We start from the raw sequence: 25,917 nt of genomic DNA, 5'->3' as shown, positions 1-25,917 counted from the left end.
ATCACTTAAATGGCTATCAACTTAACTCAGTTTTACTTACTTGGATTTTCGCACTTTAATTAGCCCTGTCAAGGGAATTAAAAAAGGTCGCCGTGTTGCTTGTGCGTAAAGCTTTTGTTCTTTTCTAAATATTAAGTTTGACTAATCTCCAGTACTAAATTAACAGGGATACAATGAATACCGTTAGCTGTCTTTGCTCAAGCTTAGTGCGGATAATTTTGTATTATATTTTACTAAAATGTCCAATTTGCAATAGACACAACATAGAATAAATTAAGATTCACTTGACAATTTTTATTGAATTGTGATTGCCCACATTTTTGCTACAAAGAGGTAGATGTGGCTCTTAAGTGTCCTCTGCGATCGCCCACGGCGGGCGCAAAGCCCATCGAGATCGCAACACTTAACCGCACAAAACGCATCAAATCTAACTGAAGTGGCTCTTTGAACCGCTACAAAGCTTGTCCTCACTTGAGTGAAATGTGGGTGACAATGAGGATTTACAGGAGGGATTCGATGCTAGTCATTTTAATGGACGAGCAAATCCTTGCCCCTGAGCAAGTTTGCCAGTCTTGTTTACTCGCTGACAGGAGTGGTCAACCCCGTTGGCGTGGGGGTCAACTGCGCTGTGGCCAAGCCATTCGCAAACTCACTCAACAGCAGCCAGACCAGTATGAGTGTATGATGGGCTTTCGCATCGCCTATATAGAATAGTTGAATTTGTCAGTAGACCAAGCAACTGCGTTATCCTAAGCTCAAGTAACTATAGAAATTTAACCACAGGAGAACGCATAATGTCTTGGCGCGGGTCTACAACGGTTTCAGATCGGATTTTTGCTTCCTTGCCTTATTTGCTTCCTCTAATTGAAGTTTTTGTATTTGGTAGATATTTGCTCTCAGAGTTTCCACCACTACAACTGCTATTTCTGCCACTTCTGCCATTGTTGAGAATTTACTACGGCGTGCGTTATGCAGGAATGATTATTTTCTTCGCTTTATTTTTGCTGGTAGTGAGAAACGAAAAAATTAGTCACTTTATTCGTTTCAACACTATGCAAGCAATCCTTTTGGACATTATTATCTTTTTGTTTAGTATCCTGACTGATGTTGTGGGGCTAGTTCCTTCTGGCGGTTTTGCAATCCAAACCCTATCCACAACCATTTTTATTGGCATAGTTGGAGCAGTTGCATATTCAGTCATCCAGTCTATAAGCGGGCGTTATGCGGAAATTCCGGCGATTTCCGATGCAGTATATATGCAAGTGCGTTAGAAGTTAACGGGCCACTATGGTGTTTTCCAGGCGACCAATACCTTCAATTTCGACGCGGACGCGATCGCCTGGATGTAATGAATTTACACCCTCTGGTGTACCTGTAAGCACCAAATCACCGGGTAGTAGCGTCATAACCTGACTGATATAGGAAACTAGAACATCGGGGGAAAACACCATTTGATCGATACAGGCAGATTGAACTGGATTGGCGTCGTCATTCACAAAAGTCTGCAATCTCGCTCCTGGATTTATTTCCCGCACAATCCAAGGCCCCAAGGGACAGAAAGTATCAAAACCTTTGGCTCGCGTCCATTGACCATCCCGCTTTTGTAAATCCCGCGCTGTTACGTCATTGGCGATGGTGTAGCCCCAAATTTTGGTTTGGGCTACCTCTGGCGTACATTCAAAGGCGTAATCGCCAATCACTAATGCTAACTCTCCTTCGTAGTCAACCCTCTCTGACTGGGGAGGATACTTAATTTCTCTCTCAGATGGAATGATCGACGTGGGTGGCTTGAGAAAAATTAGTGGCTCAGAAGGAACTGGAGTTCCCATTTCGGCTGCATGATCTGCATAATTCTTACCCACCGCCACAATTTTTGAGGGAGCACAGGGAGCCAGAATTTGGTAATTTTCTGGTGTCAATATTAAATCAGTGGGTTGTCCTTGTAACCAAGGCGGAGCATCTAGCACCTGGACATTCAAGGATAGTTGTAGTAATCCATAGTAAATCTGTCCTTCTTGATTTTGAATTCGCACATAGCGCTGCGCCATAAGCTTGATGAATATCCTTTTATCTGCTTTTTTTGTTGCTGTGAGCCGGGTAGCAATCCTCAGTTAGCTTTTTAGCGAACCGATTGACCCTTGAGCCTGAAAGCGATCGCGATAGGTGCCTTTAGGGAAAAATATCCGTTGGGGCATTGCTGATAGCTCAATCAATTTGCTGGCGAGTGCCAAAAACTAGATTCTTACTTGCTAAAGAAATATCGGGGCCGCCTCCCGACCTAGTTTTCATTAGGGACATCCAAAAAATCCAAATTTCGGCGATTTGGCTAATGAAACAAAATTGAAAACTGGTAAGATTATAGTTCCTTGTTGCTTCAGATGTTGATTAATACTGACATTTTAAATTAAATTAACGTATAAATTAGCATCAGCAGCCACTTTTGTCCAAGAGGAAACTGAAAATATGACTACAAATTACGAAACGATGTACATTCTCCGTCCTGACCTGGGAGACGAACAGGCAGAGCAAGCAATTACTAAATATCAGAATTTGCTTCGCGATCAAGGCGCAGAGGATATCCAAATTCAAAATCGTGGTAAGCGGCGTCTGGCTTATGAAATCAAAAAACACCGCGATGGTATCTACATCCAGTTAAACTACACAGCACCTGCAACTGCGATCGCCCCCTTTGAACGCGCCATGCGCTTAAGTGAAGAAGTGATTCGCTATCTGACAATTAAGCAGGATATCGAAGAGGAAAAACCTCCTAAAGAAGAAAAAGAAAAACCCACTAAAGTGGCTGCAACAGCCTAAGACATTAGGGAGTAGGGGATAGGGAAGAGTTTTAGCAATGCCCAAAGCCCCATTCCCAATGCCCAATCCCATTCAATAAAATTTTGTCTTTTTCTTTTCTCGTCACTTGCTGGGAATGCTAAATTAACAAATACTTGCCAAAGGTAGTACTCCCGCAGTTATACCTGAGAGTGGACAAGATTCTGAATGGGAGCTGTAAGCTACTGTGAGCCAATCTGATACACCCAATATTGAAGTTCTCTCTACCGAAGTATCGCAGCTACGCCAAGAGTTGCAACTTCGCGATCAATTAGTACAACAACTATCTCAAGAACTCTTCCGGCTGGTAAAGGGTAACACCAGTTTTATCCCCCAGCAACCGGAGGTTGAGCGCGATTTGACCCAATTACAGGCTTTGCAAGAACAACTCCAAGCTGTGGAGCAGCAGGTGGCGTTCTACCAAGAGCAAATTACAACTCGTGACTCCGAAATTTACCAATTGCGACAGACAGTCCAAGAACTTACCGATCGCAGTCGGATGTTGGAGCAAGTAGTACAAGAGTTGCCTCAAATTTACCGTCGGAAGTTTGAAGAGCGGATGACGCCAGTGAGAGAAAAGGTAGCAATGCTACAACGGGAAAACCGCCAACTACAGGCAGAACTGCAAAGTGTGAGTTACCGTTTAGCACTCAAAACTCGCAATGCTAGTCACAGCGGTATTGATTTGCCAAATTTTCCCCGCCCAGCATCCGAACAAACTAATATTTCAACTCCCCAGAATGCCTAAAATTAACATTATGGTGGAATTGAAGAGGTAATAAATTGTTGTGGCAAAGGATCTTGGAGACATCCAAGTATTAGATCGAGGCAAAAATAACCATAGAGTTAGAAATAACGCGAAGGCTGATTTTATAACCTTTCTTACCTCCTGCTTCCTGGAACTAGTTACGTCAAATATAGAACAATTAGCTCAAAGTAATTTGAAAAGCCCTGTCTTTCAGAAGCTAGGGAGTGTCACAAAAAATTGCATTCTTTTGACTAATTTTGGTCATTTACTAACCCAAGTTGCGAGTGATGAAAAAGAGCGATGCCTGCGGCGGGCTACGCCTACGCTGGATGTCAGTTAAGCAATAAAATCCCCTCCAGTCGGAAAATTTGGAGGGATATATACTAATTCGATTAGCAACAACCTGAAAGTGACTGGTGTCGGTGCTGCTACCCACGGTAATGCCGTTCTCAAGAATAACCACACTCCCGGCAACTCGGCAGATGACTTCATCGTCTTTGCATCAGATACCGAGTTAACATTCTTGATGGCAATGCGATCGCTTCCAAAAATTTTTGCAACAGATGAATACGCTGTCAGGGCTTATACGATGTATGCCCTCACCAACGTATCTATAGGAATTTGGTTAAATGGTATGAATTTTCACGGGATGTAGAATCAGAAAAATAGAGCGCGTAATTTAAGTATTAAAGCGGAAATAACATGAGTTCACTTACTGAAATTCAGCAATTGCCACAAAGACAATTGCAAAAACGCAGTGTAGCCTTTAACTAGAAAAACAGTATTAGGCAGTTGCTAGACAAAATGCCAACTATTGACACTAAAGTTTTATAATATTTGTTGTTCTTATGACTCCAAAACACACCAAAATTCAATTTCCCCTTTGGCAGTATCTGAACCAGCCTTTATTTGGTCGCGATACTAGATTAGTATTAAATCCTCAACGGTTTGCATTGATCTGGCGTCTTCAACTTCTAGAACGCTGCTGGGCTAAAGGATGTGACGCCAAAGGGCCTCAACAACATTAGATATTTGAAAAGCTGGCAAACTAAGCCTCGTCAAGAGAACGTGGCTTTTTGCCGTCAAGTAAAGCACTGACAGTCATGTCTCCCATAACATTGATTGCAGTGCGGCAGCGATCCAGAAACCAGTCTACAGTAACTAGCAAAGCGATGTACTGAGTAGGTAAGCCTACAGAAGTAAACACCAGTGTCATTGTTACCAGCCCAGCATTGGGAATATTCGCCGCACCTACTGATGCAAAAATAGAGGTAAGAATGACAATTAACTGCTGTCCTAGAGTCAGATGTTGCCCAATCAGTTGGGAAATATACAACGCAGACATTGCTTCATAAAGAGCAGTGCCATCATTATTGAAATTTGCCCCGACTAATGCCCCCAAGGCAGCAGAAGATTCCCTTAAACCGACTTTTGTTTGCAAAACCTCAAAGGTTATGGGCATTGCCGCCGCCGAGGAAGAAGTTGAGAAAGCTGTCAAAAAGGCATCAGAACCGCCAGCTAGGAATTTTAGCGGGTGTACCCAAGAACCGAATTTTACTCTGGTGAGATAGTAGCACGCCTGCAATACTAGTGCTAGCAGCACCGCCACGATAAATGCACCCAAAGATTTAAAAGGTGCAAATCCTTGCATAGCAACTGTTTTAGCAACAATTCCAAAGACTGCCAAAGGCACTAAGGCAATTACCCAGTTGAGAACGCGGACTACCGCTTCAAATAAAATCCCGATCACATCCTCTATCGGCTGGTATCCTTTCTTGCCTTGAGCGATTTGTTCGGATTTTAATCCCCGCAAGACGATGCCAAAACTCAGGGCAATCACAATTAATTGGATGACATTATTATCAACTAATGGCTTGAGAACGGCTTCCGGTACAGCATCTTTGAGTATTCCCCAAGGGTCAAGACTCTGAGGAGTTATTTCTGTATTTGTTGAGGTGGCTACATTGCCCCAAGTCCCAGGACGCAGGATATTCGCTACGAAAAGTCCTATTAAAATAGCTACAGTAGTGTTAGTTAAAAGTAGCACTGCCAGCCGCCGTCCGGCTGTTCCAGGGATGTCGGTAGTCATCAAAGTATGCAGCACCGCTACCAAAATTAAGGGCGTAGCCAAGGCGCGGAGAGCCTTTAACACCAATTCCGCCGGTATTGCTAAATTGTTGATTAAGACGGCATTGCTTGGATTGGGATTCCCCGCACCAAGGGCAATTCCGACGCTGACTGCGGCTACTAAGGCGATGAGAATTTGCAATGTGAGAGGGATACGCTGCCACCAAGGGCTAGCTTTGGTTTTAGGCGAACTAGTACTCTCTGTTTGACTCATTAGTTAGATGCTGATTAACTGCTGTAACTATTAAAACAACACTTATGACAGTAACAATTTCGGAAAAAGAACAGCTTTAATTTTAGGTAAAAACTGCTAATCTAAGATTCCGTTGCTTTGCAAAATCTAGCTCGAAAGGGTGCATCACAAGGTAGGCCCCTAGAGATATCTTGACTTGTGGTTGGAGATGCTTATGTCCTTTGTTCCTTTACATATTCACAGTGACTACAGTCTACTTGATGGAGCAAGTCAGCTACCAGAGTTGGTGGATCGAGCGATCGCACTGGGAATGAAAGCGATCGCCCTTACCGATCATGGTGTCATGTATGGAGCCGTCGAACTGATCAAAATCTGCCGTAGTCAAAATATTAAGCCGATTATCGGCAATGAAATGTATATAATTAACGGCGATATTGAAAAACAAGAACGCCGCCCGAAATATCATCAAGTCGTTTTAGCTAAAAATACTAAAGGTTACAAAAATTTAGTTAAATTAACCACAATTTCTCACCTCAAGGGTGTTCAAGGTAAAGGAATTTTTTCTCGTCCTTGTATTAATAAAGATTTACTCAAACAATATCATGAAGGTTTGATTGTCACCAGCGCTTGCTTGGGTGGAGAAATTCCCCAAGCGATTCTCAGTAATAGACCAGATGCAGCCCGAAAAGTTGCTCAGTGGTATAAAGATGTATTTGGTGATGATTATTATCTAGAAATTCAAGACCACGGCTCCCAAGAAGACCGGATTGTTAATGTTGAAATCGTCAAAATTGCGCGGGAACTGGGAATTAAAATTGTTGCTACCAATGATTCGCATTTTATTTCTTGTTTTGACGTTGAAGCTCACGATGCTTTGCTATGCATTCAGACTGGCAAGCTAATTATTGAAGATAAGCGGATGCGTTATAGCGGCACAGAGTATCTCAAATCTGGTGAAGAGATGCAGCAGCTATTTCGCGACCATTTACCGGATGATGTAATTGCTGAAGCGATCGCTACCACTGAAGAAGTCGCTGATAAAGTCGAGCCTTACCATATCATGGGTGAGCCTCAAATTCCTACACCCCCCATTCCCTCCGGTCATACTGCTGACACTTACGCCGAAGATGTTGCATGGAGCGGACTTTTAGAACGCTTAAATCGCAAATCTCGCAGTGAGGTCGATTCCGTCTATAAAGAAAGATTGGAATACGAACTAAAAATGATTCAGCAAATGGGTTTTTCCAAATACTTTTTAGTTGTATGGGATTACATCAAATTTGCTAGAGATAATAATATTCCGGTGGGGCCAGGTCGTGGTTCGGCGGCTGGTTCATTAGTTGCTTATGCAATGCGAATTACTAATATTGATCCCGTACATCATGGATTACTATTCGAGCGTTTCTTGAACCCAGAACGGAAATCAATGCCTGATATTGATACAGATTTCTGTATTGAACAACGGGATAAAGTGATTGATTATGTAACGGAGAAATATGGTGCAGATAGAGTTGCCCAAATTATTACTTTTAACCGTCTAACTTCTAAAGCCGTTTTGAAAGATGTCGCCAGAGTATTAAACATTCCCTATGGGGAAGCTGACAAAATGGCGAAATTGATTCCTGTGGTGCGTGGGAAACCAACGAAACTCAAGGTAATGGTTTCCGATAAAACCCCAGAACCAGAGTTTAAAGAGAAATATGATAAAGAACCCCATGTTCGCCATTGGCTTGATATGGCGATGCGAATTGAAGGAACTAACAAAACTTTTGGTGTTCATGCCGCAGGTGTGGTAATTTCTGCCGATCCACTTGATGAAATTGTCCCGCTACAGAAGAATAATGACGGTTCTGTGATTACCCAGTATTTCATGGAAGACCTGGAATCAATGGGTTTGTTGAAAATGGATTTTCTGGGTTTGCGGAACCTAACGCTAATTCAAAAAACTGTAGATTTGATTCAAGAAACGAGAGGATATCGGGTCGATCCCGATGAAATTCCTCGCCAGGAAAGAAAAGCCCAGAGGATATTAGCTAAAGGTGAACATAGCACTCTCCCAAAAGATGTACAAAAAACTTATGAGTTATTAGAAGCAGGTGAGTTAGAAGGGATATTTCAATTAGAATCCTCCGGAATGCGTCAGATCGTGCGAGATTTGAAGCCTTCTAATATAGAAGATATTTCTTCCATTTTGGCACTTTATCGACCGGGGCCATTAGATGCGGGACTGATTCCTAAATTTATTAACCGCAAACATGGTCGAGAAAAAATTGATTATCAACACCAAGTTTTGGAACCAATTTTAGACGAAACTTATGGAATTATGGTCTATCAAGAGCAAATCATGAAAATTGCTCAAGATATGGCGGGATATTCTTTAGGACAAGCTGACTTGCTGCGTCGGGCGATGGGTAAAAAGAAAGTTTCTGAGATGCAAAAGCAGCGAGAAAAATTCGTGGATGGCGCAGCTAAAAATGGCGTTCAAAAAAAAGTTGCGGATGAATTATTTGAGCAGATGTTGAAGTTTGCTGAATATTGTTTAAGCTATGACACGGAAATATTGACAGTAGAATATGGCTTGTTACCAATTGGGAAAATTGTAGAAAAACGCATTGAATGTACTGTGTACAGTGTTGATAATAATGGAAATATTTACACCCAACCTGTAGCACAGTGGCACGATCGCGGACAACAAGAGGTGTTTGAGTATTGTTTGGAAGATGGTTCATTGATTCGGGCAACAAAAGACCATAAGTTTATGACTGTTGATGGTCAAATGTTGCCAATTGATGAAATATTTGAACGCGAATTGGATTTGATGCGGGTTGATAATTTGCCGAGTTAGCTAGAATAAAACGGGAGCATCTCACTTTCGTAAAAATATATCTAGCCCTGGCGAATAGAATTCACGGCTATACAGACAAAACCCACCTCCGTGGGTTTCCAATTTCTTGAGTCCGCGCAGGCGGACTTGGTTTGTGTAGCCGCGATTTCTAATCGCCAAGTATATTTGCAAAGGTGAGATGCTCCCGAATAAAACTTTAGTAGTATGAGATTACGCTGTTGAATTAGCAGCGATCGTATTTGTAACACAAATACTTTTATTTTTATGGTTGCTGAAAGCGATCGCTCCACTGATGGGTGTACATAACGCCGATCTTTATAGAGAAAGGGTGATGCTATGCTTGCTATAAAAAGGATTGAGGATATAGTACGATGAAAACTCGCAGCTTTGCAGTCCTCATTTATAAAGAGGACGATATGTATATAGCTGAGTGTCCCGAAGTTGGTACGGTGGATCAAGGAGAGACAATCGAACAGGCAATTGCTAGCTTGAGAGAGGCAACGCAGCTTTACTTAGAGGAATTTCCTCTACCTGAAACATCTCCAAGGTATATGACCAGCATTGAGATTACCTATGCCTAAGTTGCCACGAATCTCAAGTAGAGAGGCAATTCGGGCACTGGAGCGTTTGGGTTTTGAACAAATTCGACAAACAGGTAGTCACGTTGTGATGAAGAAGCAAACGCCGGAAGGGATAACTGGCTGTGTTGTACCCCTACATCAAGAATTGAAGGTCAGGGTGTTTTCATACGAAAAAATAAAAATACATAAGTCTTGATTTATCGTTTTGTGACATAGCTTTTTACCCCTCTCCAAACCTCTCCCCGAAACGGAGAGAGGCTTTAAAACCCAGTTTTAGTTTTTCTCTGCTTGTATGAAACCACCCTGCTACATCAAGAATTGAAGGTAGGGACATTGAGTGCCATTCTTAAGCAAGCGCAAGTTACACCGGAAGAGTTCATAGAAAATCTGTGAGCGATCGCTTTGAAAAATCATTCAACAAATTTTAGCGCTGGAAACACACCTTTGCTGCATATTATGCCTATAGGCTAGAAGCATAAGGTTACACTTAGTGACACGATCGAAGCAGATCGTGTTTTTATGTTGTTATATGAAGATATTGGTGCTGAATGCCGGATCGAGCAGCCAAAAGAGTTGTCTGTATGAGATTGCAGATAATGCTCTCCCCACCCAAGCAGCCCAACCCATTTGGGAAGGGAAAATCAACTGGACTCAAGATCGCGGTGTGGCAGAAATTGAGGTAAAAACTGGTACGGGTGCAACGCTGCAAGAATCAATTTCTGGTGATTCTCCACAGGCACACCTCTCTTATATACTCAATACACTTAGTGATGGTGATACCAAGGTAATCGATCGGTTGTCAGATATTGATGTGGTGGGGCATCGGATAGTACATGGTGGAGAGGATTATCGAGCTAGCGTGGTAATTACCGAGGATGTTAAAAAGGCGATCGCTCGTCTATCTAACCTAGCTCCAGCACATAATCCAGCCGCTTTAGAAGGCATAGAAGCAATTGAAAAAATCTTAAAAGGTGTCACCCAGATAGCAGTCTTTGATACCGGATTTCATGCCACCCTACCCGATGCAGCTGCAATCTATCCCGGCCCTTATGAGTGGGTAGAACAAGGAATCCGTCGCTACGGGTTTCATGGTATCAGTCACCAATACTGTTCTCAACGTGCTGCCCAAATTCTCAGTCAAGATGTCCCCCCTGAGCGCTTAATTACCTGTCATCTGGGTAATGGTTGCTCTTTGGCGGCGATTAAAAACGGTCGCAGTATTGATACCACAATGGGATTCACACCCCTAGAAGGATTGATGATGGGTAGTCGTTCTGGTTCAGTCGATCCAGGGATTCTGATTTATCTGTTGCGTTACTGTAATTACTCCGTCGAAAAGTTGGATGATATATTAAATAAAGCTTCTGGGTTAAAGGGAATTTCGGGTATATCTAGCGATATGCGTGAGGTGAGAGAAGCGAGCGCTCAAGGTAATTCCCGCGCTCAACTAGCGTGGGATATCTACGTACATCGCCTACGTTCTAGTATCGGTGCAATGCTTACCAGTTTGGGCGGATTAGATGCTTTGGTGTTCACAGCAGGCGTGGGCGAACACTCTGCGGATATTCGCCAAGCCGCCTGTGAAGCCTTTGGTTTTTTGGGATTAAAAATAGACCTTGAAAAAAATCAGCAGCAGCCTGTGGATGAGGATATTGCCACACCCGATTCAACAGTACGTGTCTTAGTTATTCATACTCAAGAAGATTGGGCGATCGCCGGGCAGTGTTGGCAACTTTTGAAAGAATAAAAATAGGGTTTACTTACCTGAAAAATTTATTTAAATACTCATTAGGTCATGGATGTTCTCCTGGAACTATATAACGGAGTAATTTTACAAGATGTATATTATATACAATGAGTTGCTTCTGCCAGGTAAGACAAGAAAAATATGTTACTGTCGCGTAAAGCCATTGCTACACCTTTTGTAATTTTTGTGTGTATTTTAGGAGTTGGCTTGATTCAATTGCCCCAATTGCAAAAACTGATAAATAGCAAACAATCAGCTTCTTTAGAAACTCTAGAAAAAGAAATAAAATCTGAAAAGCTCCATCTTAATTTTCTCAGAAAAACGCCAACTTTCGGTTATGATAACTTCATTGCAGATTTGGTATATCTCAATTTTTTACAATATTTCGGAGATAATGAAGTTCGGGATAAAACAGGTTACAGTTTAAGCCCAGAATATTTTGAAGTCATTCTAGAACGTGACCCGCGATTTTTAGCAGCGTATCAGAATCTTTCTATCAGTACTTCATTGTATGCTGCTATGCCAGAACGTGCGATCGCATTGTCAGAGAAAGGCTTAAAATTACTATCTCCCTTCGTTCCCGAAAGGTCTTATTACGTGTGGCGTTATAAAGGAGTTGATGAGTTATTATTTTTAGGCAATGCTCAAGCTGCCCAAAAGTCTTTTGCAACGGCAGCAAATTGGGCTAGAAAATTTTCAGATCCAGAGAGTCAGCTTACAGCTAATATTTCCCAAAGAACTGCTGAATTTCTGAGTCGAAACCCTAACAGTAAATATGCTCAAATTTCTAGCTGGGCAATGGTTTTAAATAATCAAGTTGATGAGAGAAGTAAAAAACGAGCAATTAGAGAAATAGAAACTTTGGGAGGCAAAGTAATTATAACTCCTGAAGGTAATCCCAAAATTTTATTTCCAAGAAAAGATTAAATTATTATTTATAATTTTCTTCAAATCGTTAGCTTTTTCCCAAAGTCATAAGTCAATAAGTAGCAGTTACATTTTATTAATTTCATAAATGAACTGGAGTTTTTAATCATGCGTAAATTGGTAGAGGCTATAAAAGCTGGCGATCTGGTTAAAGTACACAAACTAATCATTAGTGATAGAAGTAGTATAAAGGAAGCAACGGGAACAAGAGTTTTAAGTGAAGCTGTAAAAGAAGATAGTATGGAAATAGTAAGCTTATTAATTGAATTAGGCGCAGAGGTAAACGATGAAGATAGGGTTATTTATGATAATGAAACACCTTTAGCGATAGCAGCTTCCAAAGGTAATTTAGAAATGGTTAAATTTATAATTAATGCAGGTGCAGTAGTAAATATACCCTTAAAAGATCCTGAATACTGGACACCATTAATGTGTGCAGTTAGTAGTGGGAATCTTAATATTGTCAAACTCTTGGTTGAAGCAGGCGCAGATGTAAATGAAATCAGAGATGGTGGAAATTTTCCTTTAGCAATAGCTAGTAATAATGGTTATTCAGAAATCTTTAATTATCTAGCTCCTTTAACAAATATAGAATTGCGACAGCAATTAGAAAATTAGTACGTTCGCACTTACAGCTATACAGCAGGTTATCAGTTAGATCCTGTCACTGAGGCAGGTGAAACCGAAAATTATGATTACGGCTAAAACGGTAGGTTAACGTTAATTGAAAGAGATGGCAAGACACTCGATTTAAGCCACGATGCTTATGATTGTCTGACAACAGTGGAAAATAGTTGATGAGTTTAATCGTTCACACAGCTATGGCCAACAGTTATTTCAGTGGCTAATTGAATATGCAAGAAATCATGAGTGTGAACACCTGAGTCTAGATTCTGGTGTTCAGCGATTTGCAGCTCACAGGTTTTATCTCATGCAGCGTATGAGTATTACAAGTCATCACTTTTCAATGGAGTTGTAGCGACAAGCAATCTAGTTGTGACAAATAATATTTTTTGGTATAACGGTAAATTAATTCATTCCCAAACCCTAAAATTAGACATTAACGATCCGGGTTTACTTTATGGAGCGACTGTCTTTACAACGTTGCGGGTTTATGAGAACTCCCTAGATAGTAATTTAACTAATTGGCAAGCACACTGCGATCGCTTACTTTTCTCAGTACAAACCTTTGGTTGGCAGCAACCCGATTGGAACCGTCTGCGTCAAGGTGCCCAAATTCTCCTCGCCCACTTCCCCATTCTCAGAATTACCCTTTTTCCCGATGGACGCGAGTGGATAACTGGCAGATTCTTACCAGAAAATTTGACAGAAAAACAAAAGAATGGTATTCAGTGCGCCGTTGCTAGTTCGGAATTTTCTCGCTCTTTCCCCTCTCATAAAACTGGAAACTATTTAAGCGCTTGGTTGGCTAGAACTAGCTTAGATGCTCAAGAAGTAATATTAGTCGATATTCAAGGAAATTGGCTAGAAACCAGCACAGGCAACCTTTGGGGATGGTGCGATCGCAGTTGGTGGACGCCGCCAAAAAACGCAGGAATTTTGCCGGGAATTTTGCGATCGCAACTTGTAAACTGGTTGCAAAACCACCAGATGCCAGTGCGCGAGGAATCTTGGACGGTAGAGTTAGTCCAGAGATTTGAAGCGATCGCCTACACTAATAGTGTGGTAGAAATTATTCCTATTCATACCGTTCATCAACCTTCAGGGTCGCTACAATATAATCCCTACCACCCTAGCTTTCAAAAAATAAGGGAGCTTTTTGTAGCATGATAGCTACGCCACTTTGTTACACTTAAGATAAGTTAACATAATTCTTAATAATGACCTCTCCGAACAGAGACGCTACGCGAACGCGCGAAAAATACAGGAGGATAGACCTTAGTGAATAAAAGATGGAGAAATGCAGGGCTGTACGCGCTGCTGTTTATTGTCGTCATTGCGCTGGGAACAGCATTTTTTGACAAGCAACCCCAAAGCAGAGAGACATGGCGATATAGTCGCTTTATTCAAGAAGTTCAAAAAGGCGCAGTAGAAAAAGTCAGTTTGAGTGCAGACCGCTCTACAGCATTGGTTACACCCAAATATGACCCAAATAAACGGATTGTGACCTTAGTCAACGATCCAGACCTAATCAATACTCTGACTTCAAAAGGCGTTGATATTTCTGTTTTGCCCCAAACCGATGAAGGATTTTGGTTTAAGGCACTAAGCAGCTTATTTTTCCCTGTATTGCTTTTGGTTGGCTTATTCTTCTTGCTACGTCGCGCTCAAAGTGGCCCAGGCAGCCAAGCGATGAACTTTGGCAAATCCAAAGCCAGAGTGCAAATGGAACCACAAACTCAGGTGACATTTGGCGATGTTGCTGGTATTGACCAAGCCAAGTTGGAATTAAACGAAGTTGTAGACTTTCTGAAAAACGCCGATCGCTTTACCGCCGTTGGTGCAAAAATTCCTAAAGGTGTACTCTTAGTTGGCCCTCCTGGTACAGGTAAAACTCTCCTAGCTCGTGCTGTAGCTGGTGAAGCAGGTGTACCCTTCTTCTCAATCTCCGGTTCGGAATTTGTAGAAATGTTCGTAGGTGTGGGTGCATCCCGCGTCCGCGATTTATTTGAACAAGCTAAGACCAATGCTCCCTGTATCGTCTTCATCGATGAAATTGACGCTGTAGGTCGTCAACGGGGTGCAGGTTTAGGCGGTGGTAACGATGAGCGGGAACAAACCCTCAACCAGTTGCTCACAGAAATGGACGGCTTTGAAGGCAATACTGGCATCATCATTATTGCCGCTACCAACCGTCCTGATGTCCTAGATGCAGCCCTATTGCGTCCTGGTCGCTTTGACCGTCAAGTTGTGGTAGACCGTCCCGACTATGCCGGACGCAGCGAAATTCTCAAGGTTCACGCCCGTGGCAAAACCTTGGCGAAAGATGTGGACTTGGATAAAATTGCCCGTCGTACCCCTGGATTTACTGGCGCTGATTTATCTAACCTGCTGAATGAAGCCGCAATTCTGGCAGCCCGCCGGAATTTGACTGAAATTTCGATGGATGAAATTAACGACGCTATCGACCGCGTATTAGCTGGGCCAGAGAAGAAAGACCGGGTAATGAGCGAAAAGCGCAAAGTCTTGGTGGCTTATCACGAAGCTGGTCACGCTTTAGTTGGTGCTTTGATGCCAGACTATGACCCAGTACAGAAAATTAGTATCATCCCTCGCGGTCGTGCAGGTGGTTTAACTTGGTTTACCCCCAGCGAAGACCGGATGGACACTGGTTTATACAGCCGCGCTTATCTGGAAAATCAGATGGCAGTGGCTTTGGGTGGACGCATCGCTGAAGAATTAATCTTTGGCGAAGAAGAAGTTACTACTGGTGCTTCCAACGACTTGCAACAAGTAGCCCGTGTTGCCCGTCAGATGATCACCCGATTTGGCATGAGCGATCGCTTGGGCCCTGTTGCCCTTGGTCGTCAACAAGGTAACATGTTCCTCGGACGAGATATCATGTCAGAGCGTGATTTCTCCGAAGAGACTGCCGCCGCCATTGATGAAGAAGTCCGCAAACTTGTGGATGTAGCCTATACACGCGCTAAAGAAGTGTTGGTGCGTAACCGCCACATTTTAGATGAGATAGCGCAAATGCTGGTTGATAAAGAAACAGTAGACGCTGAAGAGTTGCAAGAAATTCTATCGAATAACGATGTGACAACCGCTGCGTTTGCCTAATTTAATGAATAGTTAGGAGTTAAGAACAATTCCTAACTCCTAATTGTTAAAAAAGCCCGGTCATAAAGACCGGGCTTTTAATATGGGGTTATATACCCCGAAAGTTTCGTTATAGAGCTTCAGTATAAATCGCTAATCTGATAGAGACTACCACTTGAGCATAATCAATTCCGGAAAATTAGAAAAATTTTTTTAGATACACCCAAGTTAAAACTGAAAGTAGTATCTCATATCATGATTAAACCCGAAGAAGCCCACTCCCGCCAAAGCTACGCTTTCTCTCCTGTTACCGTCTTCCATAACTAGCAATTTGGATTATTTAATGAAAATTAGAAATCAGGTTAATTCTGAAATTTTACATAATTAACCTGATTCTGTTGAATGCAAAAGCATCCATGCATTCTCTGTAACACCCCTTATGGCGATCAAAAGTGTTCTCCTTTAGATAACTTTCTAAATTTTGACATGGCTAGCGTCAAGAGTGATTTGATACTCAACCAGTCGCCGATCTTAAACTCTGGATGTCGGTTTCAAAAATAGCCATGCCACAAAGAAGGTAGCCGCTGTGAATAGTTGCGTCAAATCCAAAGCAGATAGATAGCCATCCGCAAATGAAGCAATACTGCGATCGGTAATGCCGAATACCCAGGATGACAGTCCAAATAGCCAGATTCCATTCTTGAGGTTTCCGACGAATTCCTTAGACTCTGGTGGTTGCTGGTCTTTCACGATCTTCTGTTCCATTAGTAAAAATTTTGATGATTGATGCGAAACACGTGTCACTGGGAATTTTTCTGACTCCTGACGCTGAATTTACACTTCCTATTAATAATATTAATAAATATTTCAGCTACTTGACTTCACTACCCAAAGGTACATCTACTAATGATGACATTCCTCTTTTGGTTGTGTCGCCTCTGATAGACGGCAATGCGTTGAGTTATCAGCATTACAGCGTCGGCTTTAAATGCTGAGATTACATTATCTTTAAAAAACTATATAATTATTTAATAATATTTGTTATAAATTACTGCATAAGATAGATGCATTTCAGAAAAGGCATCATATTTAAATTTCGTGGATACATCGTAGTGGCGCACAGATGTGCGCCACGACTGCGCTATGAGCTAGATTTCCGGGTCAACCAAACGGATAGTGGGACGACTTTGATACAAATCTTGAACTACTTGCCCAGCAGAAACTAGAGCTACAAGGGCAGTGATTGCAACAGGTAACAAACCTTTCCCTAAGATGGCGATCGCTAGCAGCACAACTGCGCCCCCAAGCCGATACTGGGAACGTATTTTGCAAAAACGGATCACTCCAAATCGGTGGAGAATACTGACAGACAGAGAGCATAATGCTACTGAACCACAGATGAGCCATCGCTGGGAATCGGGTAGTGCTAAAGTTGCCTTACTCAACAAGATTTGTTCTACGGCGACTCCAGCAGCAGTAATCCCAATCACTAGCGGTAAATGGGTGTAGAGCCAGAGATTGACAACACTAACTTTTCCATGTGTCCGTGCTATCTCAATCGGTTTACCACCCAGGTTATCAAAATAGACCCACCACCAGCTAAAGGCGATAATTAGACCAAACACGGCGGAAATCACGGTTAAAGTATCCCATTTCTGCTCAGAAACACCATTGACCACTGCAATGATTGCTTCGCCCAAGACAATAATGGTAAACAGCCCGAAACGTTCTGGTAAGTGGGAAGCGTGGGGAAGTAACCCGACCTGAAACTTACGTCCTGTTAAGGGTGTCGCAAAGTCAATAATGATTCCCAGTGTCCAGAATCCGAACCGCCAGGGGATAGGTACAGATGCTGATATTAACCAAAGCAAGGCTGCGATCGCAAAACCAATAGCGTAGCGAGTAGTTAAAGGACGCGCGGAGGGAATATGTCTTCCAGCACGCACGTACTCTATTACAAGCACAGCCCGACCGAGAGCGTAGGAAATGGCAAAACCAGGGGAACTCTCATCCAAACCGTGGTGGATATTAATAGCCATTGCTGCTGCTGTCAGCATTTGTATACCAATCAGCAGTCGATGTCCCACATCATCGCTATCAAAGCGGTTGGCATAGAATGTGGTGCCAATCCATGACCACCAAACTGGTATAAATAGAACTACAAACCCAAATAATCCTGATAGAGAGATATCCTCGTTGAGATTGTGGGCGAGTTGAGAAACTGCAACTACAAAAACCAAATCATAAAAAAGTTCTAGCCAAGTGGCGTGTCGTTCTTCTTCAGTGCCTTCACCAATGCGTAACCTTGGCGGTTGGAGAAAATTTGCCATAATGCTAAATTGCGAATCGCTAATTGATTTTTACCATTAGCTGTAAGCAATTGACTATCTAGCACATCTACATGGCGAAATTGTTACAAGGCTTAGATTCCCGGTTCTTAGAGAAATTGAGAATCGGCCTTGCAGAACAGTGGGATGAATTGGGGGAAGCAGGGGGGAATTTTAGAAGTTACCAAATCATCCCGCTTTCTCTGCAACGCTAAATCGAGAATCTTGTTCTTGGCTTATTATGCAGCAAACGCGAGGCACAAACTGCAAAGCAATACGCGATCGCCTTCTTCCAAAAGATAGGATAGAAAAAATAGCCTTACCATTTTCCGTACAACATCCATTGTACTATCTTCATAGCTGGCAAGACTTTTACTTAGATAATCTCAATTTCAAGAACCTATAGGAGCTTTGAAGCGGGCGATGGGACTCGAACCCACGACGTTCACCATGGGAAGATGACATTCTACCACTGAATTACACCCGCGAATTGCTCCCATAAACTTATAGCTAAAATGGATTGTACCACTCTTTACACCTGTTTTCAATTGACTAAAACATATGCTGTTTCGGCAACTGCTGATGCATGAGTCCTGTGGCTGCTCAGATTAGGAAAACTTTTTAGCTAGCTGATGACGGCACTTACTACCATATTTAACTAAAGAACGATGTCCTGACCTTGCTCGGTGAAGCGAACCTCTTTAATATTCCATTGAGCATTACTTGTTAGGGTTTTGCGGAGACTGCCAAACAGAGCAAACTGTTCGCAACTAGAAAGAGAAGTTATTTGCCGCTTTGATTCAGGAGATATTCGCAAATCAACTGTAGCAATGCCATTTTTGATGTTGACACGATACCCAGATAAGCTAAAGTCGCTTGTATCTCGTTTTTCTAAAATTTTACTCACTACATTTGTCACTGGTTCCTCAGCTGGTACTGAAACCTTTTCTGGAATTAGTTCTTGACACTGAGTATCGCTAGTATATATTGTGACATTTGTAGTTTTGTTAGTGGCAGCTTTAGAGGTTGATGCATCAGTAGTTTTACTAATGACAGCTTTAGAAGTCGATGAAGAAGGCGTATTTTCCTTAGGAGATTCTTGATTAGGAGATTTTTCTCTCAACTGAGCTACGGTAGAATTTTGACTCGGAGTCTGAGATGATACGCTATTGCTCGGTGTTGTGGTAGGGGATGGCGTTCCGCTGTCAACATTACGAGCGGTAGGGTTAGAACTACAACTGCTGAGGCTAACAATTATTGCCACAAAAATAAGGGGTAAAAAATATCTCTTGGTTGTGTTCATAATTTTGTTCATAAGTAAGTGATGTTGCTGCTATCAACTTCAGTGCTGCTGGTATCAATTCCGCATAATTAGTCAATCTTCAGCCAGTCTATAAAGTGTCAACCCGGAATTTGTTAAAGTCGAGGTTTATACTATACACCAAAATTACAACACCTGCTGTCGTTTGTGCCTACGTCCGTAGTACCTTCCAGAAGCGCGAAGCTACAATTCATCAAAAATTGTGATTATTTAGAAAAACTTGTATCTTTAGGTTGTTGACTAAAAACAAATTACTAGTTTTCACTACTGTTTTCTTTGGTCAACTGCTGCACTAATAATTGCACTCCCAAAGCTAATAAACCAATTGCCACTATACTAAATATTCCACTGCCTAAAGCAACTACACCAACAACCAGAGTACGAACAGCAGAAGAAATCTTAATTACCAATGGATTAATTGAATGGAGAGGTTTACTAGCAAAATTTGTAGCGATCGCAATCATCAGCGAATACATTGCATATCCCATTCCTCCAGAAATAATCGCCCCAATTAAACAGCGTAAAGGGCTTGCAGCCGCCTGTATTTTAATATCTGTTTGTGGTGTTAAATTTGGCTCACTCATACAATTTTAGATTTTGGATTGGGTCATTAGGAATAATTCTTGTCTATTCCTTATACTTCATTAACGAAAAAGAATTATTTAAACAGACGATGCCACTTTGATACCATGTGTGATTGTCCGAGTTACAAACAATTCTAAGTCCTCATCAAGAATTGCTTCTCTCACTTGTAGCAAAACTAGTTCTGCCTGCTGTTGAGACTCCAAAAGAGCAAATACTGTTGGCCCAGAACCAGACATCATTGTTCCTAAAACGCCTTCCTTATTTGCGAACACTTCTCGCAGTTGCAAGACTTGCGGATAGGCTGGCAATACCACGCGCTCTAAATCATTGTGCAGCTTTTGGGCAATTTCTTTGGCATCTTTTTTGAAGACAGCTTTTACTATTGCTCCTGAATGAACTGCATTAGCACGCTTTGCCAAGTTGTCGTTATCTCTAATATAAGAATTACCAAACTGCTCTCGATAGGTTTTGTATGCCCAAGCCGTAGAAACTTCCAGACTGCGATATTTCCCCAATACTACATATATATTATCTAAACTCGGTAGAGGAGAAAGTTGCTCGCCCCTACCTGTTGCGATCGCAGTTCCACCCGCTACACAAAACGGTACATCTGAACCAAGCGTGCCTCCCAACTCCTCTAATTCTGACTGAGTTAATCCCAATTTCCACAGTAAATCTATTCCCACCAACACAGCTGCTGCATTCGTCGAACCCCCAGCCAACCCAGCAGCTACAGGAATCTGCTTGTTAATGCTAATCTCCACGCCCCCATATTGAGCAAAAGCTTCGGGAAATTGCCTCACCATTAATTCTGCTGCCCGGTATGCCAGATTACTTTTATCTGTCGGTACTTGTGGGTGGTTGCAATGAACGCGGATGGTGTCAGTGCTAATGGAACGCACATCAATTTTGTCTGCAAGTCCGATACTTTGAAGTATCATGGCTAACTCGTGATAGCCATCAGGGCGATTGCCGATGATTTCCAGATATAAGTTGATTTTGGCAGGGGCAATTAGGCTGTAGGAATGCATTTTCTGGGAGTGGGGAGTAAGGATTAAGGGAAATGGAGATTAGGGGCAATGGGGAGTGGGTAACTTGGGGCCCCCTCTGGGTTTAAAGGCAATGGGGAATTTGCCTTATCCTCTTGTCCTTTTGTACCCTATTTCCTACTCCCTAATCCCCATTCCCAACTCATTTGCTAAGATTACCCATTGCTGAACGCTGAGGTCTTCGGCTCTGGCTTGGGGATTTATTTTTAATTGTTCCAGTAAGTGGGTCAGGCGATCGCGTTCTATAACAGATTGCAAATTATTTCGTAACATTTTGCGCTTGGCACCAAATCCCAACTTTAAGAAGTTCTCTAACCGTCTTGGATCGAGTGCCGCTATTTCTATTTTTCGGGGACGTAATCGCACTACTGCTGAATCAACTTTTGGCGGTGGCTGGAATGCGGCCGCTGGAACGGTGCAAATTAACTCACACTCAGCTAAATACTGTACCCGCACACTCAACGCCCCAAAGGCTTTTGACCCTGGTTTAGCATACAACCTTTCTGCGACTTCTTTTTGTACTAGTAAGACTATTGAATCAAATGGTTCGGGGTTAGGGTTGGCGATCGTACCCAGTAGTTTCTCAATGATTGGCCCTGTAATGTTGTAGGGAATATTGGCTACTACCTTATTTGGCTTTTGGAAATTGGGAAAGGCTGCCAGATAAGATGGTAAATCTAGAGTGAGAAAATCGCCTTGCAGCAGTAAAAAATTTTTAGTCTTACCAAGCTGCTTTGACAACAGTTGGCATAAGTCGCGGTCTATTTCAACTGCAATCAGAGATTCCACTAGGGGTAATAAACGACGGGTCAGAATGCCAGTTCCAGGCCCAATTTCCAGGACGCGATCGCCCTTGGCGTTGATAGAGCCATCGCTTTTTGTACACTCTGCTGCTTGAATAATTGCGTTGAGCGCTTTTTCACTTTTGAGCCAATGTTGAGCAAAGACCTTGCGCGGTCGGATCATCTGTATTTCTTGCCTAGTCTCGTTTTTAGCTTTTTCTAGAAAATTCTTTGGTAGAATCAATGGGCGGTAATTACCCGCCTTTCTATTTAATCTGGAACTTGCGCCAAGGGAGGTTTTTTCAAAGTTCACTATGCTTGGTATCAGTCGTGTGTCTAACCTTGCTCTACTTTGTCTTCTTGTACTCTGGTACAGACATTGGTCTAGCTATCTGCAAAAAAATCTGAGTCTGAACCGGGCGTAATCACAGTACTTTATCTTACCCTGAACGCAAATTAAGGTATCTTTAAATATATGTACTATCTGCATAATAACTGCATAATAACTGCATGATTCACAATCAGGCATTGCGACCTATTGAAGTTTTGCTAGTTGAAGACTCTCCTAGCGATGCTAACCTGGCCATCAAAGGCTTTTTAAATGCCCAAATCGCCAACAATATTGGGTTGAGGATGGTGAAACTACTGTGAACTACTTATGAGAACAACAATAGTTTACCAATGTTCTCCCTCCAGATTTAACCTTACTCGACCTAAATCTTCCAGGAATGAATGGGCGCGAAGTGTTAACAGAAATCAAATCACACCCAAATCTTAAGTGCATTCCTTTTGTCATAATTACTACCTCAACTGATGAGCAGGATATCCTACGATCCTATAATTTCAGTGCTAATTGCTACGTAGTAAAACCCATCGTTCTACCAGTTAATTCAGGTTGTGCAATTGCTCAAAGATTTTTAGCTGATATAGCATTTCCTAAGCAAGTGAAATACACCCAAATATTTTTCTCATTTTAGTAGCTTTTAAAACATACCTCACTAGCTTTGGAACCTCTATAGCTGTAACATTACCACGAAAATAAATGCGTCGGAAATTTCAATTTTTGCTTACAACACCAGAGAATTAAGGCCTGTCTGACAAATAGGAAACCAGGTGATTATCTAACAAATTGATATAACCCTGTAGTATGGAAAAGCTCAGAATTCACATTCTATTGGTAGAAGATAGTCTCAGTGATGCCCATCTCCTACGCCAGACATTTTTACATGCAGATCAAGGACAATGGCGGATGTTACATGTTGAAAGGCTATCTGAGGCAATAGAAATTAGCAGGGTAAACTCCGCGTCCGTCCTTGATAATTCTCAGTTCATGAGTCGAAGACAACGCAGATTCGACCTAGTTTTGTTAGACCTCAGCCTCCCAGACTCTATTGGACTGGATACGTTGAAAGAATATCGGGCAGCAGTACCCGATATCCCAGTTGTGGTATTAACAGGCCTTGATGATGAAGAACTAGCACTGCAAGCATTAGCAGAAGGCGCACAAGACTATCTTGTAAAAGATCAAATGACGATACAACGGTTAGTGCGTGCTATTCGCTATGCCATTGAAAGGAGCGAAATTCTTAACCAACTACGAGAAAGTGAAGAACGCACGCGTCAGGCGCTGGCAAAGGAACAGGAACTCAACGAATTAAAGTCGAACTTTGTAGCAATGGTTTCCCACGAGTTCCGTACCCCGATGACTACGATTCGGACGGCTGTAGATATCCTTGAATACAACAGCAATAAACTAACTGATGACCGGAGAATTAAATATTTTGGTCGAATACAAAATGCCATCAACCAGATGCTTCATCTCTTGGATGAGATATTGTTCTTGAGTAAAACGGAAGCAGCCAAACTTGAATACAAACCTACTCTTGTCAATTTAGAAAATTTCTGTAGCGAACTCACAGATATTTTTCAACTCAATGCAGGTAGTCAGTACAGTATTATCTTTACTTCTCAAGGGGAATCTACCCAAGCTCAAATCGATGAAGACCTTTTAAATTGTATCCTCACCAATTTGATCTCCAATGCGCTCAAATATTCCCCTCAAAATGGTACTATTTGGTTTGATTTGATTTGCAAAGATCGCCTCGCAACTTTCCAGATAAGAGATCGGGGAATGGGCATTCCTCTCAAAGACCAAAGCTGTCTGTTTCAACCTTTCCATCGCGCTAGTAATGTGGGTGTAATTCAAGGAACGGGGCTGGGACTCACTATAGTTAAAAAATGTGTGGACCTACATGGCGGTCAGATTCAATTAGAAAGCGAGCAGGGTGTTGGCACAACAGTAATTGTGACTCTGCCAGTGCAATAACTAGCTAGTTCAAAATTCTTGCATTGAAGTTTTGGATAAAGTTGAGCTAACAAACCTGGTAATAACATAGACAAGGAGGGGTTTGTACTGTGTCAGACAACACTTTCCACCTAATCGTTGTTGGGTATTGGGTTCAAAAAGGCGACTTCCTCTCAAAAGTATTTTGCTCGTGAACCGTGTCACTATAGAAAATACAGCTGCAAATTGAGCAATAGGAAGACTAAAGAACACTGTGCAGATAACCTTCTTAGGGACGAGTTCCGGTGTACCCACGCGATCGCGCAATGTTTCCAGTGTCGCCCTGAGATTACCTCAAAGGGCAGAACTGTGGTTATTCGACTGTGGCGAAGGTACTCAGCATCAAATTATCCGGAGTGAACTGAAAATTAGTCAACTCTCCCGGATTTTTATCACTCATATGCATGGCGACCACATCTTTGGCTTGATGGGACTTCTTGCTACTTGTGGCTTGGCTGGCAATGTGGAACGAATTGATATATACGGCCCACCCGGATTAAATGATTACATTCAAACCGCCTCACGTTACTCCTACACGCACTTTTCTTACCCCATTAAAGTCCATGCCATCCGTCCAGGGGTAATTTATGAAGACGATGATTTCATCGTTAGCTGCGGTAACTTGCATCACCGCATTACAGCTTTTGGCTACCGCGTAGCTGAAAAAGACCGATCGGGACGCTTTGATGTAGAAAAAGCCAAGGCTTTGCAAATTCCTCCTGGGCGAATTTATGGTCAACTCAAGCGCGGTGAAACAGTGACGCTTGCCGACGGACGGGTAATTGATGGCACCCAATTATGCGGCCCTACAGAAATTGGTCGAAAGATTGCCTATTGTACAGACACAATTTATTGTGATGGTGCAGTGGAATTAGCTCATGATGCAGATGTATTAATTCACGAAGCAACCTTTGCCCATCAAGATGCAGACATGGCTTTTCAGCGATTGCATTCCACAACCACAATGGCAGCGCAAACAGCTTTAGCTGCTGGGGCACATCGACTGATTATGAGCCATTTCAGTCCCCGCTATGCTCCTGGCAATACCTTGGAATTGAAGGATCTCCTTCAGGAAGCCCGTGCTATTTTTCCCCGTACTGATATGGCTTACGATTTTATGATTCATGAAGTACCCAGACGACGGGAAGTAGAGTTAACCAAGGTAGGCGTTTAAATTTTGGATTTTGGGGAAAGTCTGAAGGTCGGTTTCCGACGCTCCCAGACTCGTTGGCGCAGCCCGCCGCAGGCATCAGAACTTTCCAAGCCAGATTTTAGATTTCCTATTGAACTCTTCTAATCTAAAATCTAAAATTAATCAGTCTCTATTTTGGAGTTTAGTGGTCCAACTCATAACGTCGAGCAAATAGACAGCAGTTTAGTTTTACCAGTAAGTCAATTAGTTAACCAATAGTTTACGGTTGACTGAGTGTATCAAAAATATACAAATAGTACGGTTTAAATATTTTTTTGAATGTGTATTTTAAATTACAAGTTATCAAAAGAACTTTAACATATAGTAATGTTGTGGATCGGAAAATTTTTTTACTTAAATACTTAGGAAAAATAATTAATTTTTCGTCAAGATTTTTCTTCCTTAAATAAAATATTTATTAAAAATTTATTCTTCCAACACTGATTAAGAATTTATATGCATGAATTGATGAACATGAAAGCGCCAGTTGGCATAATATTGTGCCAATTAAGCTTGTCGTTGTTGGAAGAATATTTAAGTATGCTATTGCGGCTATAGGTGTAAAAAAACATTTCCCATTTCTCAGAAATCTTC

Annotated in this window: 29 protein-coding genes and 1 tRNA gene; 21 read left to right on the top strand and 9 right to left on the bottom strand. The window is 42.0% G+C overall.

Going from position 1 to position 25,917, the window contains the following annotated elements:
- The first annotated feature begins 516 nt into the window (after nucleotides 1-516).
- Complete coding sequence (locus V7L01_RS14690) at nucleotides 517-714, top strand: hypothetical protein (protein ID WP_335035871.1); 198 nt, start codon at nucleotides 517-519, stop codon at nucleotides 712-714.
- Nucleotides 715-794: 80 nt separating this feature from the next.
- Nucleotides 795-1,271: a Tic20 family protein gene (locus V7L01_RS14685; RefSeq protein WP_335035869.1), complete on the top strand. Its 477-nt coding sequence runs from the start codon at nucleotides 795-797 to the stop codon at nucleotides 1,269-1,271.
- A 3-nt stretch (nucleotides 1,272-1,274) separates the two neighbouring features.
- On the opposite strand, the gene V7L01_RS14680 is transcribed toward V7L01_RS14685, so the two are convergent.
- On the bottom strand, nucleotides 1,275-2,048 hold the full coding sequence (locus V7L01_RS14680; RefSeq protein WP_335035867.1) for a fumarylacetoacetate hydrolase family protein: 774 nt from the start codon (nucleotides 2,046-2,048) through the stop codon (nucleotides 1,275-1,277).
- 415 nt (nucleotides 2,049-2,463) lie between these two features.
- On the opposite strand from V7L01_RS14680, the gene rpsF reads away from it, so the two are divergent.
- From rpsF to V7L01_RS14660, 4 genes are all read left to right on the top strand, one after another.
- Nucleotides 2,464-2,814 carry a 30S ribosomal protein S6 gene (rpsF, locus tag V7L01_RS14675; protein WP_335035865.1) on the top strand — a complete coding sequence of 117 codons (351 nt, stop codon included), beginning with the start codon at nucleotides 2,464-2,466 and terminating at the stop codon, nucleotides 2,812-2,814.
- Between the two features lie 205 nt (nucleotides 2,815-3,019).
- Nucleotides 3,020-3,580, top strand: a complete 561-nt coding sequence (locus tag V7L01_RS14670; protein WP_335035863.1) for an Npun_F5560 family protein — start codon at nucleotides 3,020-3,022, stop codon at nucleotides 3,578-3,580.
- Between the two features lie 409 nt (nucleotides 3,581-3,989).
- Nucleotides 3,990-4,235, top strand: a complete 246-nt coding sequence (locus V7L01_RS14665) for a hypothetical protein (RefSeq protein ID WP_335035861.1) — start codon at nucleotides 3,990-3,992, stop codon at nucleotides 4,233-4,235.
- Between the two features lie 193 nt (nucleotides 4,236-4,428).
- Nucleotides 4,429-4,608, top strand: a complete 180-nt coding sequence (locus V7L01_RS14660) for a hypothetical protein (protein ID WP_335035860.1) — start codon at nucleotides 4,429-4,431, stop codon at nucleotides 4,606-4,608.
- Nucleotides 4,609-4,628: 20 nt separating this feature from the next.
- Here the strand turns inward: V7L01_RS14660 and V7L01_RS14655 are convergent, their stop codons facing one another.
- Nucleotides 4,629-5,921: a dicarboxylate/amino acid:cation symporter gene (locus V7L01_RS14655; RefSeq protein ID WP_335035859.1), complete on the bottom strand. Its 1,293-nt coding sequence runs from the start codon at nucleotides 5,919-5,921 to the stop codon at nucleotides 4,629-4,631.
- Nucleotides 5,922-6,114: 193 nt separating this feature from the next.
- Between V7L01_RS14655 and V7L01_RS14650 the strand changes: the two genes are divergently transcribed.
- From V7L01_RS14650 to ftsH3, 9 genes are all read left to right on the top strand, one after another.
- Complete coding sequence (locus V7L01_RS14650) at nucleotides 6,115-8,745, top strand: DNA polymerase III subunit alpha (RefSeq protein ID WP_335035857.1); 2,631 nt, start codon at nucleotides 6,115-6,117, stop codon at nucleotides 8,743-8,745.
- Between the two features lie 371 nt (nucleotides 8,746-9,116).
- The gene (locus tag V7L01_RS14645) at nucleotides 9,117-9,326 is read left to right on the top strand and encodes a type II toxin-antitoxin system HicB family antitoxin (protein WP_094330857.1); all 210 of its coding nucleotides are present in this window, start codon (nucleotides 9,117-9,119) and stop codon (nucleotides 9,324-9,326) included.
- Nucleotides 9,319-9,522 carry a type II toxin-antitoxin system HicA family toxin gene (locus V7L01_RS14640; protein ID WP_335035855.1) on the top strand — a complete coding sequence of 68 codons (204 nt, stop codon included), beginning with the start codon at nucleotides 9,319-9,321 and terminating at the stop codon, nucleotides 9,520-9,522. Before V7L01_RS14645 ends, V7L01_RS14640 begins: the two co-directional genes overlap by 8 nt.
- 333 nt (nucleotides 9,523-9,855) lie before the next feature.
- Entirely contained in the window at nucleotides 9,856-11,073 is a 1,218-nt protein-coding gene (locus V7L01_RS14635) for an acetate kinase (protein ID WP_335035918.1), read from the top strand.
- A gap of 141 nt (nucleotides 11,074-11,214) precedes the next feature.
- Nucleotides 11,215-12,000, top strand: coding sequence for a hypothetical protein (locus V7L01_RS14630; protein ID WP_335035853.1), 786 nt, complete (start codon nucleotides 11,215-11,217; stop codon nucleotides 11,998-12,000).
- A gap of 108 nt (nucleotides 12,001-12,108) precedes the next feature.
- Entirely contained in the window at nucleotides 12,109-12,618 is a 510-nt protein-coding gene (locus V7L01_RS14625; protein WP_335035851.1) for an ankyrin repeat domain-containing protein, read from the top strand.
- Between the two features lie 172 nt (nucleotides 12,619-12,790).
- On the top strand, nucleotides 12,791-12,979 hold the full coding sequence (locus V7L01_RS14620; protein ID WP_335035916.1) for a GNAT family N-acetyltransferase: 189 nt from the start codon (nucleotides 12,791-12,793) through the stop codon (nucleotides 12,977-12,979).
- A gap of 17 nt (nucleotides 12,980-12,996) precedes the next feature.
- On the top strand, nucleotides 12,997-13,791 hold the full coding sequence (locus V7L01_RS14615) for an aminotransferase class IV (RefSeq protein ID WP_335035849.1): 795 nt from the start codon (nucleotides 12,997-12,999) through the stop codon (nucleotides 13,789-13,791).
- Nucleotides 13,792-13,902: 111 nt separating this feature from the next.
- Nucleotides 13,903-15,744, top strand: a complete 1,842-nt coding sequence (gene ftsH3 / locus V7L01_RS14610; RefSeq protein WP_335035847.1) for an ATP-dependent zinc metalloprotease FtsH3 — start codon at nucleotides 13,903-13,905, stop codon at nucleotides 15,742-15,744.
- 510 nt (nucleotides 15,745-16,254) lie between these two features.
- Here the strand turns inward: ftsH3 and V7L01_RS14605 are convergent.
- Complete coding sequence (locus V7L01_RS14605; RefSeq protein ID WP_335035914.1) at nucleotides 16,255-16,473, bottom strand: hypothetical protein; 219 nt, start codon at nucleotides 16,471-16,473, stop codon at nucleotides 16,255-16,257.
- Nucleotides 16,474-16,502: 29 nt separating this feature from the next.
- On the opposite strand from V7L01_RS14605, the gene V7L01_RS14600 reads away from it, so the two are divergent.
- Entirely contained in the window at nucleotides 16,503-16,718 is a 216-nt protein-coding gene (locus V7L01_RS14600; protein ID WP_335035846.1) for a hypothetical protein, read from the top strand.
- Between the two features lie 153 nt (nucleotides 16,719-16,871).
- Here the strand turns inward: V7L01_RS14600 and V7L01_RS14595 are convergent, their stop codons facing one another.
- On the bottom strand, nucleotides 16,872-18,053 hold the full coding sequence (locus V7L01_RS14595) for a low temperature requirement protein A (protein WP_335035844.1): 1,182 nt from the start codon (nucleotides 18,051-18,053) through the stop codon (nucleotides 16,872-16,874).
- Nucleotides 18,054-18,124: 71 nt separating this feature from the next.
- Between V7L01_RS14595 and V7L01_RS14590 the strand changes: the two genes are divergently transcribed.
- On the top strand, nucleotides 18,125-18,265 hold the full coding sequence (locus V7L01_RS14590) for a hypothetical protein (RefSeq protein ID WP_335035842.1): 141 nt from the start codon (nucleotides 18,125-18,127) through the stop codon (nucleotides 18,263-18,265).
- Nucleotides 18,266-18,465: 200 nt separating this feature from the next.
- Here the strand turns inward: V7L01_RS14590 and V7L01_RS14585 are convergent.
- From V7L01_RS14585 to rsmA, 5 genes are all read right to left on the bottom strand, one after another.
- Nucleotides 18,466-18,537: transfer RNA gene (locus V7L01_RS14585), tRNA-Gly, on the bottom strand.
- Between the two features lie 171 nt (nucleotides 18,538-18,708).
- Nucleotides 18,709-19,365, bottom strand: a complete 657-nt coding sequence (locus V7L01_RS14580) for a sporulation/spore germination protein (protein ID WP_335035841.1) — start codon at nucleotides 19,363-19,365, stop codon at nucleotides 18,709-18,711.
- Between the two features lie 260 nt (nucleotides 19,366-19,625).
- Nucleotides 19,626-19,955 (bottom strand): DUF3082 domain-containing protein, encoded by a 330-nt coding sequence (locus V7L01_RS14575; RefSeq protein WP_335035839.1) that lies wholly within the window; start codon nucleotides 19,953-19,955, stop codon nucleotides 19,626-19,628.
- A gap of 78 nt (nucleotides 19,956-20,033) precedes the next feature.
- A complete protein-coding gene (ispE, locus tag V7L01_RS14570) occupies nucleotides 20,034-20,987 on the bottom strand; it encodes a 4-(cytidine 5'-diphospho)-2-C-methyl-D-erythritol kinase (RefSeq protein WP_335035837.1) in 954 nt (317 codons plus the stop codon).
- Nucleotides 20,988-21,122: 135 nt separating this feature from the next.
- Entirely contained in the window at nucleotides 21,123-21,971 is an 849-nt protein-coding gene (rsmA, locus tag V7L01_RS14565; RefSeq protein ID WP_335035836.1) for a 16S rRNA (adenine(1518)-N(6)/adenine(1519)-N(6))-dimethyltransferase RsmA, read from the bottom strand.
- A gap of 326 nt (nucleotides 21,972-22,297) precedes the next feature.
- Between rsmA and V7L01_RS14560 the strand changes: the two genes are divergently transcribed.
- The 4 genes from V7L01_RS14560 (at nucleotide 22,298) to V7L01_RS14545 (ending at nucleotide 25,305) form a co-directional block, all read left to right on the top strand.
- Nucleotides 22,298-22,438 carry a hypothetical protein gene (locus V7L01_RS14560; RefSeq protein ID WP_335035834.1) on the top strand — a complete coding sequence of 47 codons (141 nt, stop codon included), beginning with the start codon at nucleotides 22,298-22,300 and terminating at the stop codon, nucleotides 22,436-22,438.
- Nucleotides 22,439-22,515: 77 nt separating this feature from the next.
- A complete protein-coding gene (locus V7L01_RS14555) occupies nucleotides 22,516-22,764 on the top strand; it encodes a hypothetical protein (protein WP_335035832.1) in 249 nt (82 codons plus the stop codon).
- 170 nt (nucleotides 22,765-22,934) lie between these two features.
- The gene (locus V7L01_RS14550; protein WP_335035831.1) at nucleotides 22,935-24,113 is read left to right on the top strand and encodes a hybrid sensor histidine kinase/response regulator; all 1,179 of its coding nucleotides are present in this window, start codon (nucleotides 22,935-22,937) and stop codon (nucleotides 24,111-24,113) included.
- A gap of 232 nt (nucleotides 24,114-24,345) precedes the next feature.
- Entirely contained in the window at nucleotides 24,346-25,305 is a 960-nt protein-coding gene (locus V7L01_RS14545) for a ribonuclease Z (protein WP_335035829.1), read from the top strand.
- The last annotated feature ends 612 nt before the right edge of the window (nucleotides 25,306-25,917 follow it).

Origin of the sequence: Nostoc sp., from assembly GCF_036917095.1 — a bacterium.
Taxonomy (GTDB): Bacteria; Cyanobacteriota; Cyanobacteriia; order Cyanobacteriales; family Nostocaceae; genus Nostoc.
This window is presented reverse-complemented; position numbering and strand designations above follow the sequence as displayed.

Excerpts from the sequence above, each read along its gene's own strand:
- V7L01_RS14635 (WP_335035918.1), top strand. The coding sequence starts at position 9,856 with ATGAAGATATTGGTGCTGAATGCCGGATCGAGCAGCCAAAAGAGTTGT.
- V7L01_RS14690 (WP_335035871.1), top strand. The coding sequence starts at position 517 with ATGCTAGTCATTTTAATGGACGAGCAAATCCTTGCCCCTGAGCAAGTT.
- V7L01_RS14630 (WP_335035853.1), top strand. The coding sequence starts at position 11,215 with ATGTTACTGTCGCGTAAAGCCATTGCTACACCTTTTGTAATTTTTGTG.
- V7L01_RS14640 (WP_335035855.1), top strand. The coding sequence starts at position 9,319 with ATGCCTAAGTTGCCACGAATCTCAAGTAGAGAGGCAATTCGGGCACTG.
- V7L01_RS14560 (WP_335035834.1), top strand. The coding sequence starts at position 22,298 with ATGATTCACAATCAGGCATTGCGACCTATTGAAGTTTTGCTAGTTGAA.
- V7L01_RS14645 (WP_094330857.1), top strand. The coding sequence starts at position 9,117 with ATGAAAACTCGCAGCTTTGCAGTCCTCATTTATAAAGAGGACGATATG.
- ispE (WP_335035837.1), bottom strand. The coding sequence starts at position 20,987 with ATGCATTCCTACAGCCTAATTGCCCCTGCCAAAATCAACTTATATCTG.
- V7L01_RS14685 (WP_335035869.1), top strand. The coding sequence starts at position 795 with ATGTCTTGGCGCGGGTCTACAACGGTTTCAGATCGGATTTTTGCTTCC.
- V7L01_RS14575 (WP_335035839.1), bottom strand. The coding sequence starts at position 19,955 with ATGAGTGAGCCAAATTTAACACCACAAACAGATATTAAAATACAGGCG.
- V7L01_RS14550 (WP_335035831.1), top strand. The coding sequence starts at position 22,935 with ATGGAAAAGCTCAGAATTCACATTCTATTGGTAGAAGATAGTCTCAGT.
- V7L01_RS14625 (WP_335035851.1), top strand. The coding sequence starts at position 12,109 with ATGCGTAAATTGGTAGAGGCTATAAAAGCTGGCGATCTGGTTAAAGTA.
- V7L01_RS14590 (WP_335035842.1), top strand. The coding sequence starts at position 18,125 with ATGGCGAAATTGTTACAAGGCTTAGATTCCCGGTTCTTAGAGAAATTG.
- V7L01_RS14660 (WP_335035860.1), top strand. The coding sequence starts at position 4,429 with ATGACTCCAAAACACACCAAAATTCAATTTCCCCTTTGGCAGTATCTG.
- V7L01_RS14595 (WP_335035844.1), bottom strand. The coding sequence starts at position 18,053 with ATGGCAAATTTTCTCCAACCGCCAAGGTTACGCATTGGTGAAGGCACT.
- V7L01_RS14600 (WP_335035846.1), top strand. The coding sequence starts at position 16,503 with ATGATTGATGCGAAACACGTGTCACTGGGAATTTTTCTGACTCCTGAC.
- V7L01_RS14680 (WP_335035867.1), bottom strand. The coding sequence starts at position 2,048 with ATGGCGCAGCGCTATGTGCGAATTCAAAATCAAGAAGGACAGATTTAC.
- V7L01_RS14650 (WP_335035857.1), top strand. The coding sequence starts at position 6,115 with ATGTCCTTTGTTCCTTTACATATTCACAGTGACTACAGTCTACTTGAT.
- V7L01_RS14655 (WP_335035859.1), bottom strand. The coding sequence starts at position 5,921 with ATGAGTCAAACAGAGAGTACTAGTTCGCCTAAAACCAAAGCTAGCCCT.
- rsmA (WP_335035836.1), bottom strand. The coding sequence starts at position 21,971 with ATGATCCGACCGCGCAAGGTCTTTGCTCAACATTGGCTCAAAAGTGAA.
- V7L01_RS14555 (WP_335035832.1), top strand. The coding sequence starts at position 22,516 with ATGAATGGGCGCGAAGTGTTAACAGAAATCAAATCACACCCAAATCTT.
- V7L01_RS14580 (WP_335035841.1), bottom strand. The coding sequence starts at position 19,365 with ATGAACAAAATTATGAACACAACCAAGAGATATTTTTTACCCCTTATT.
- rpsF (WP_335035865.1), top strand. The coding sequence starts at position 2,464 with ATGACTACAAATTACGAAACGATGTACATTCTCCGTCCTGACCTGGGA.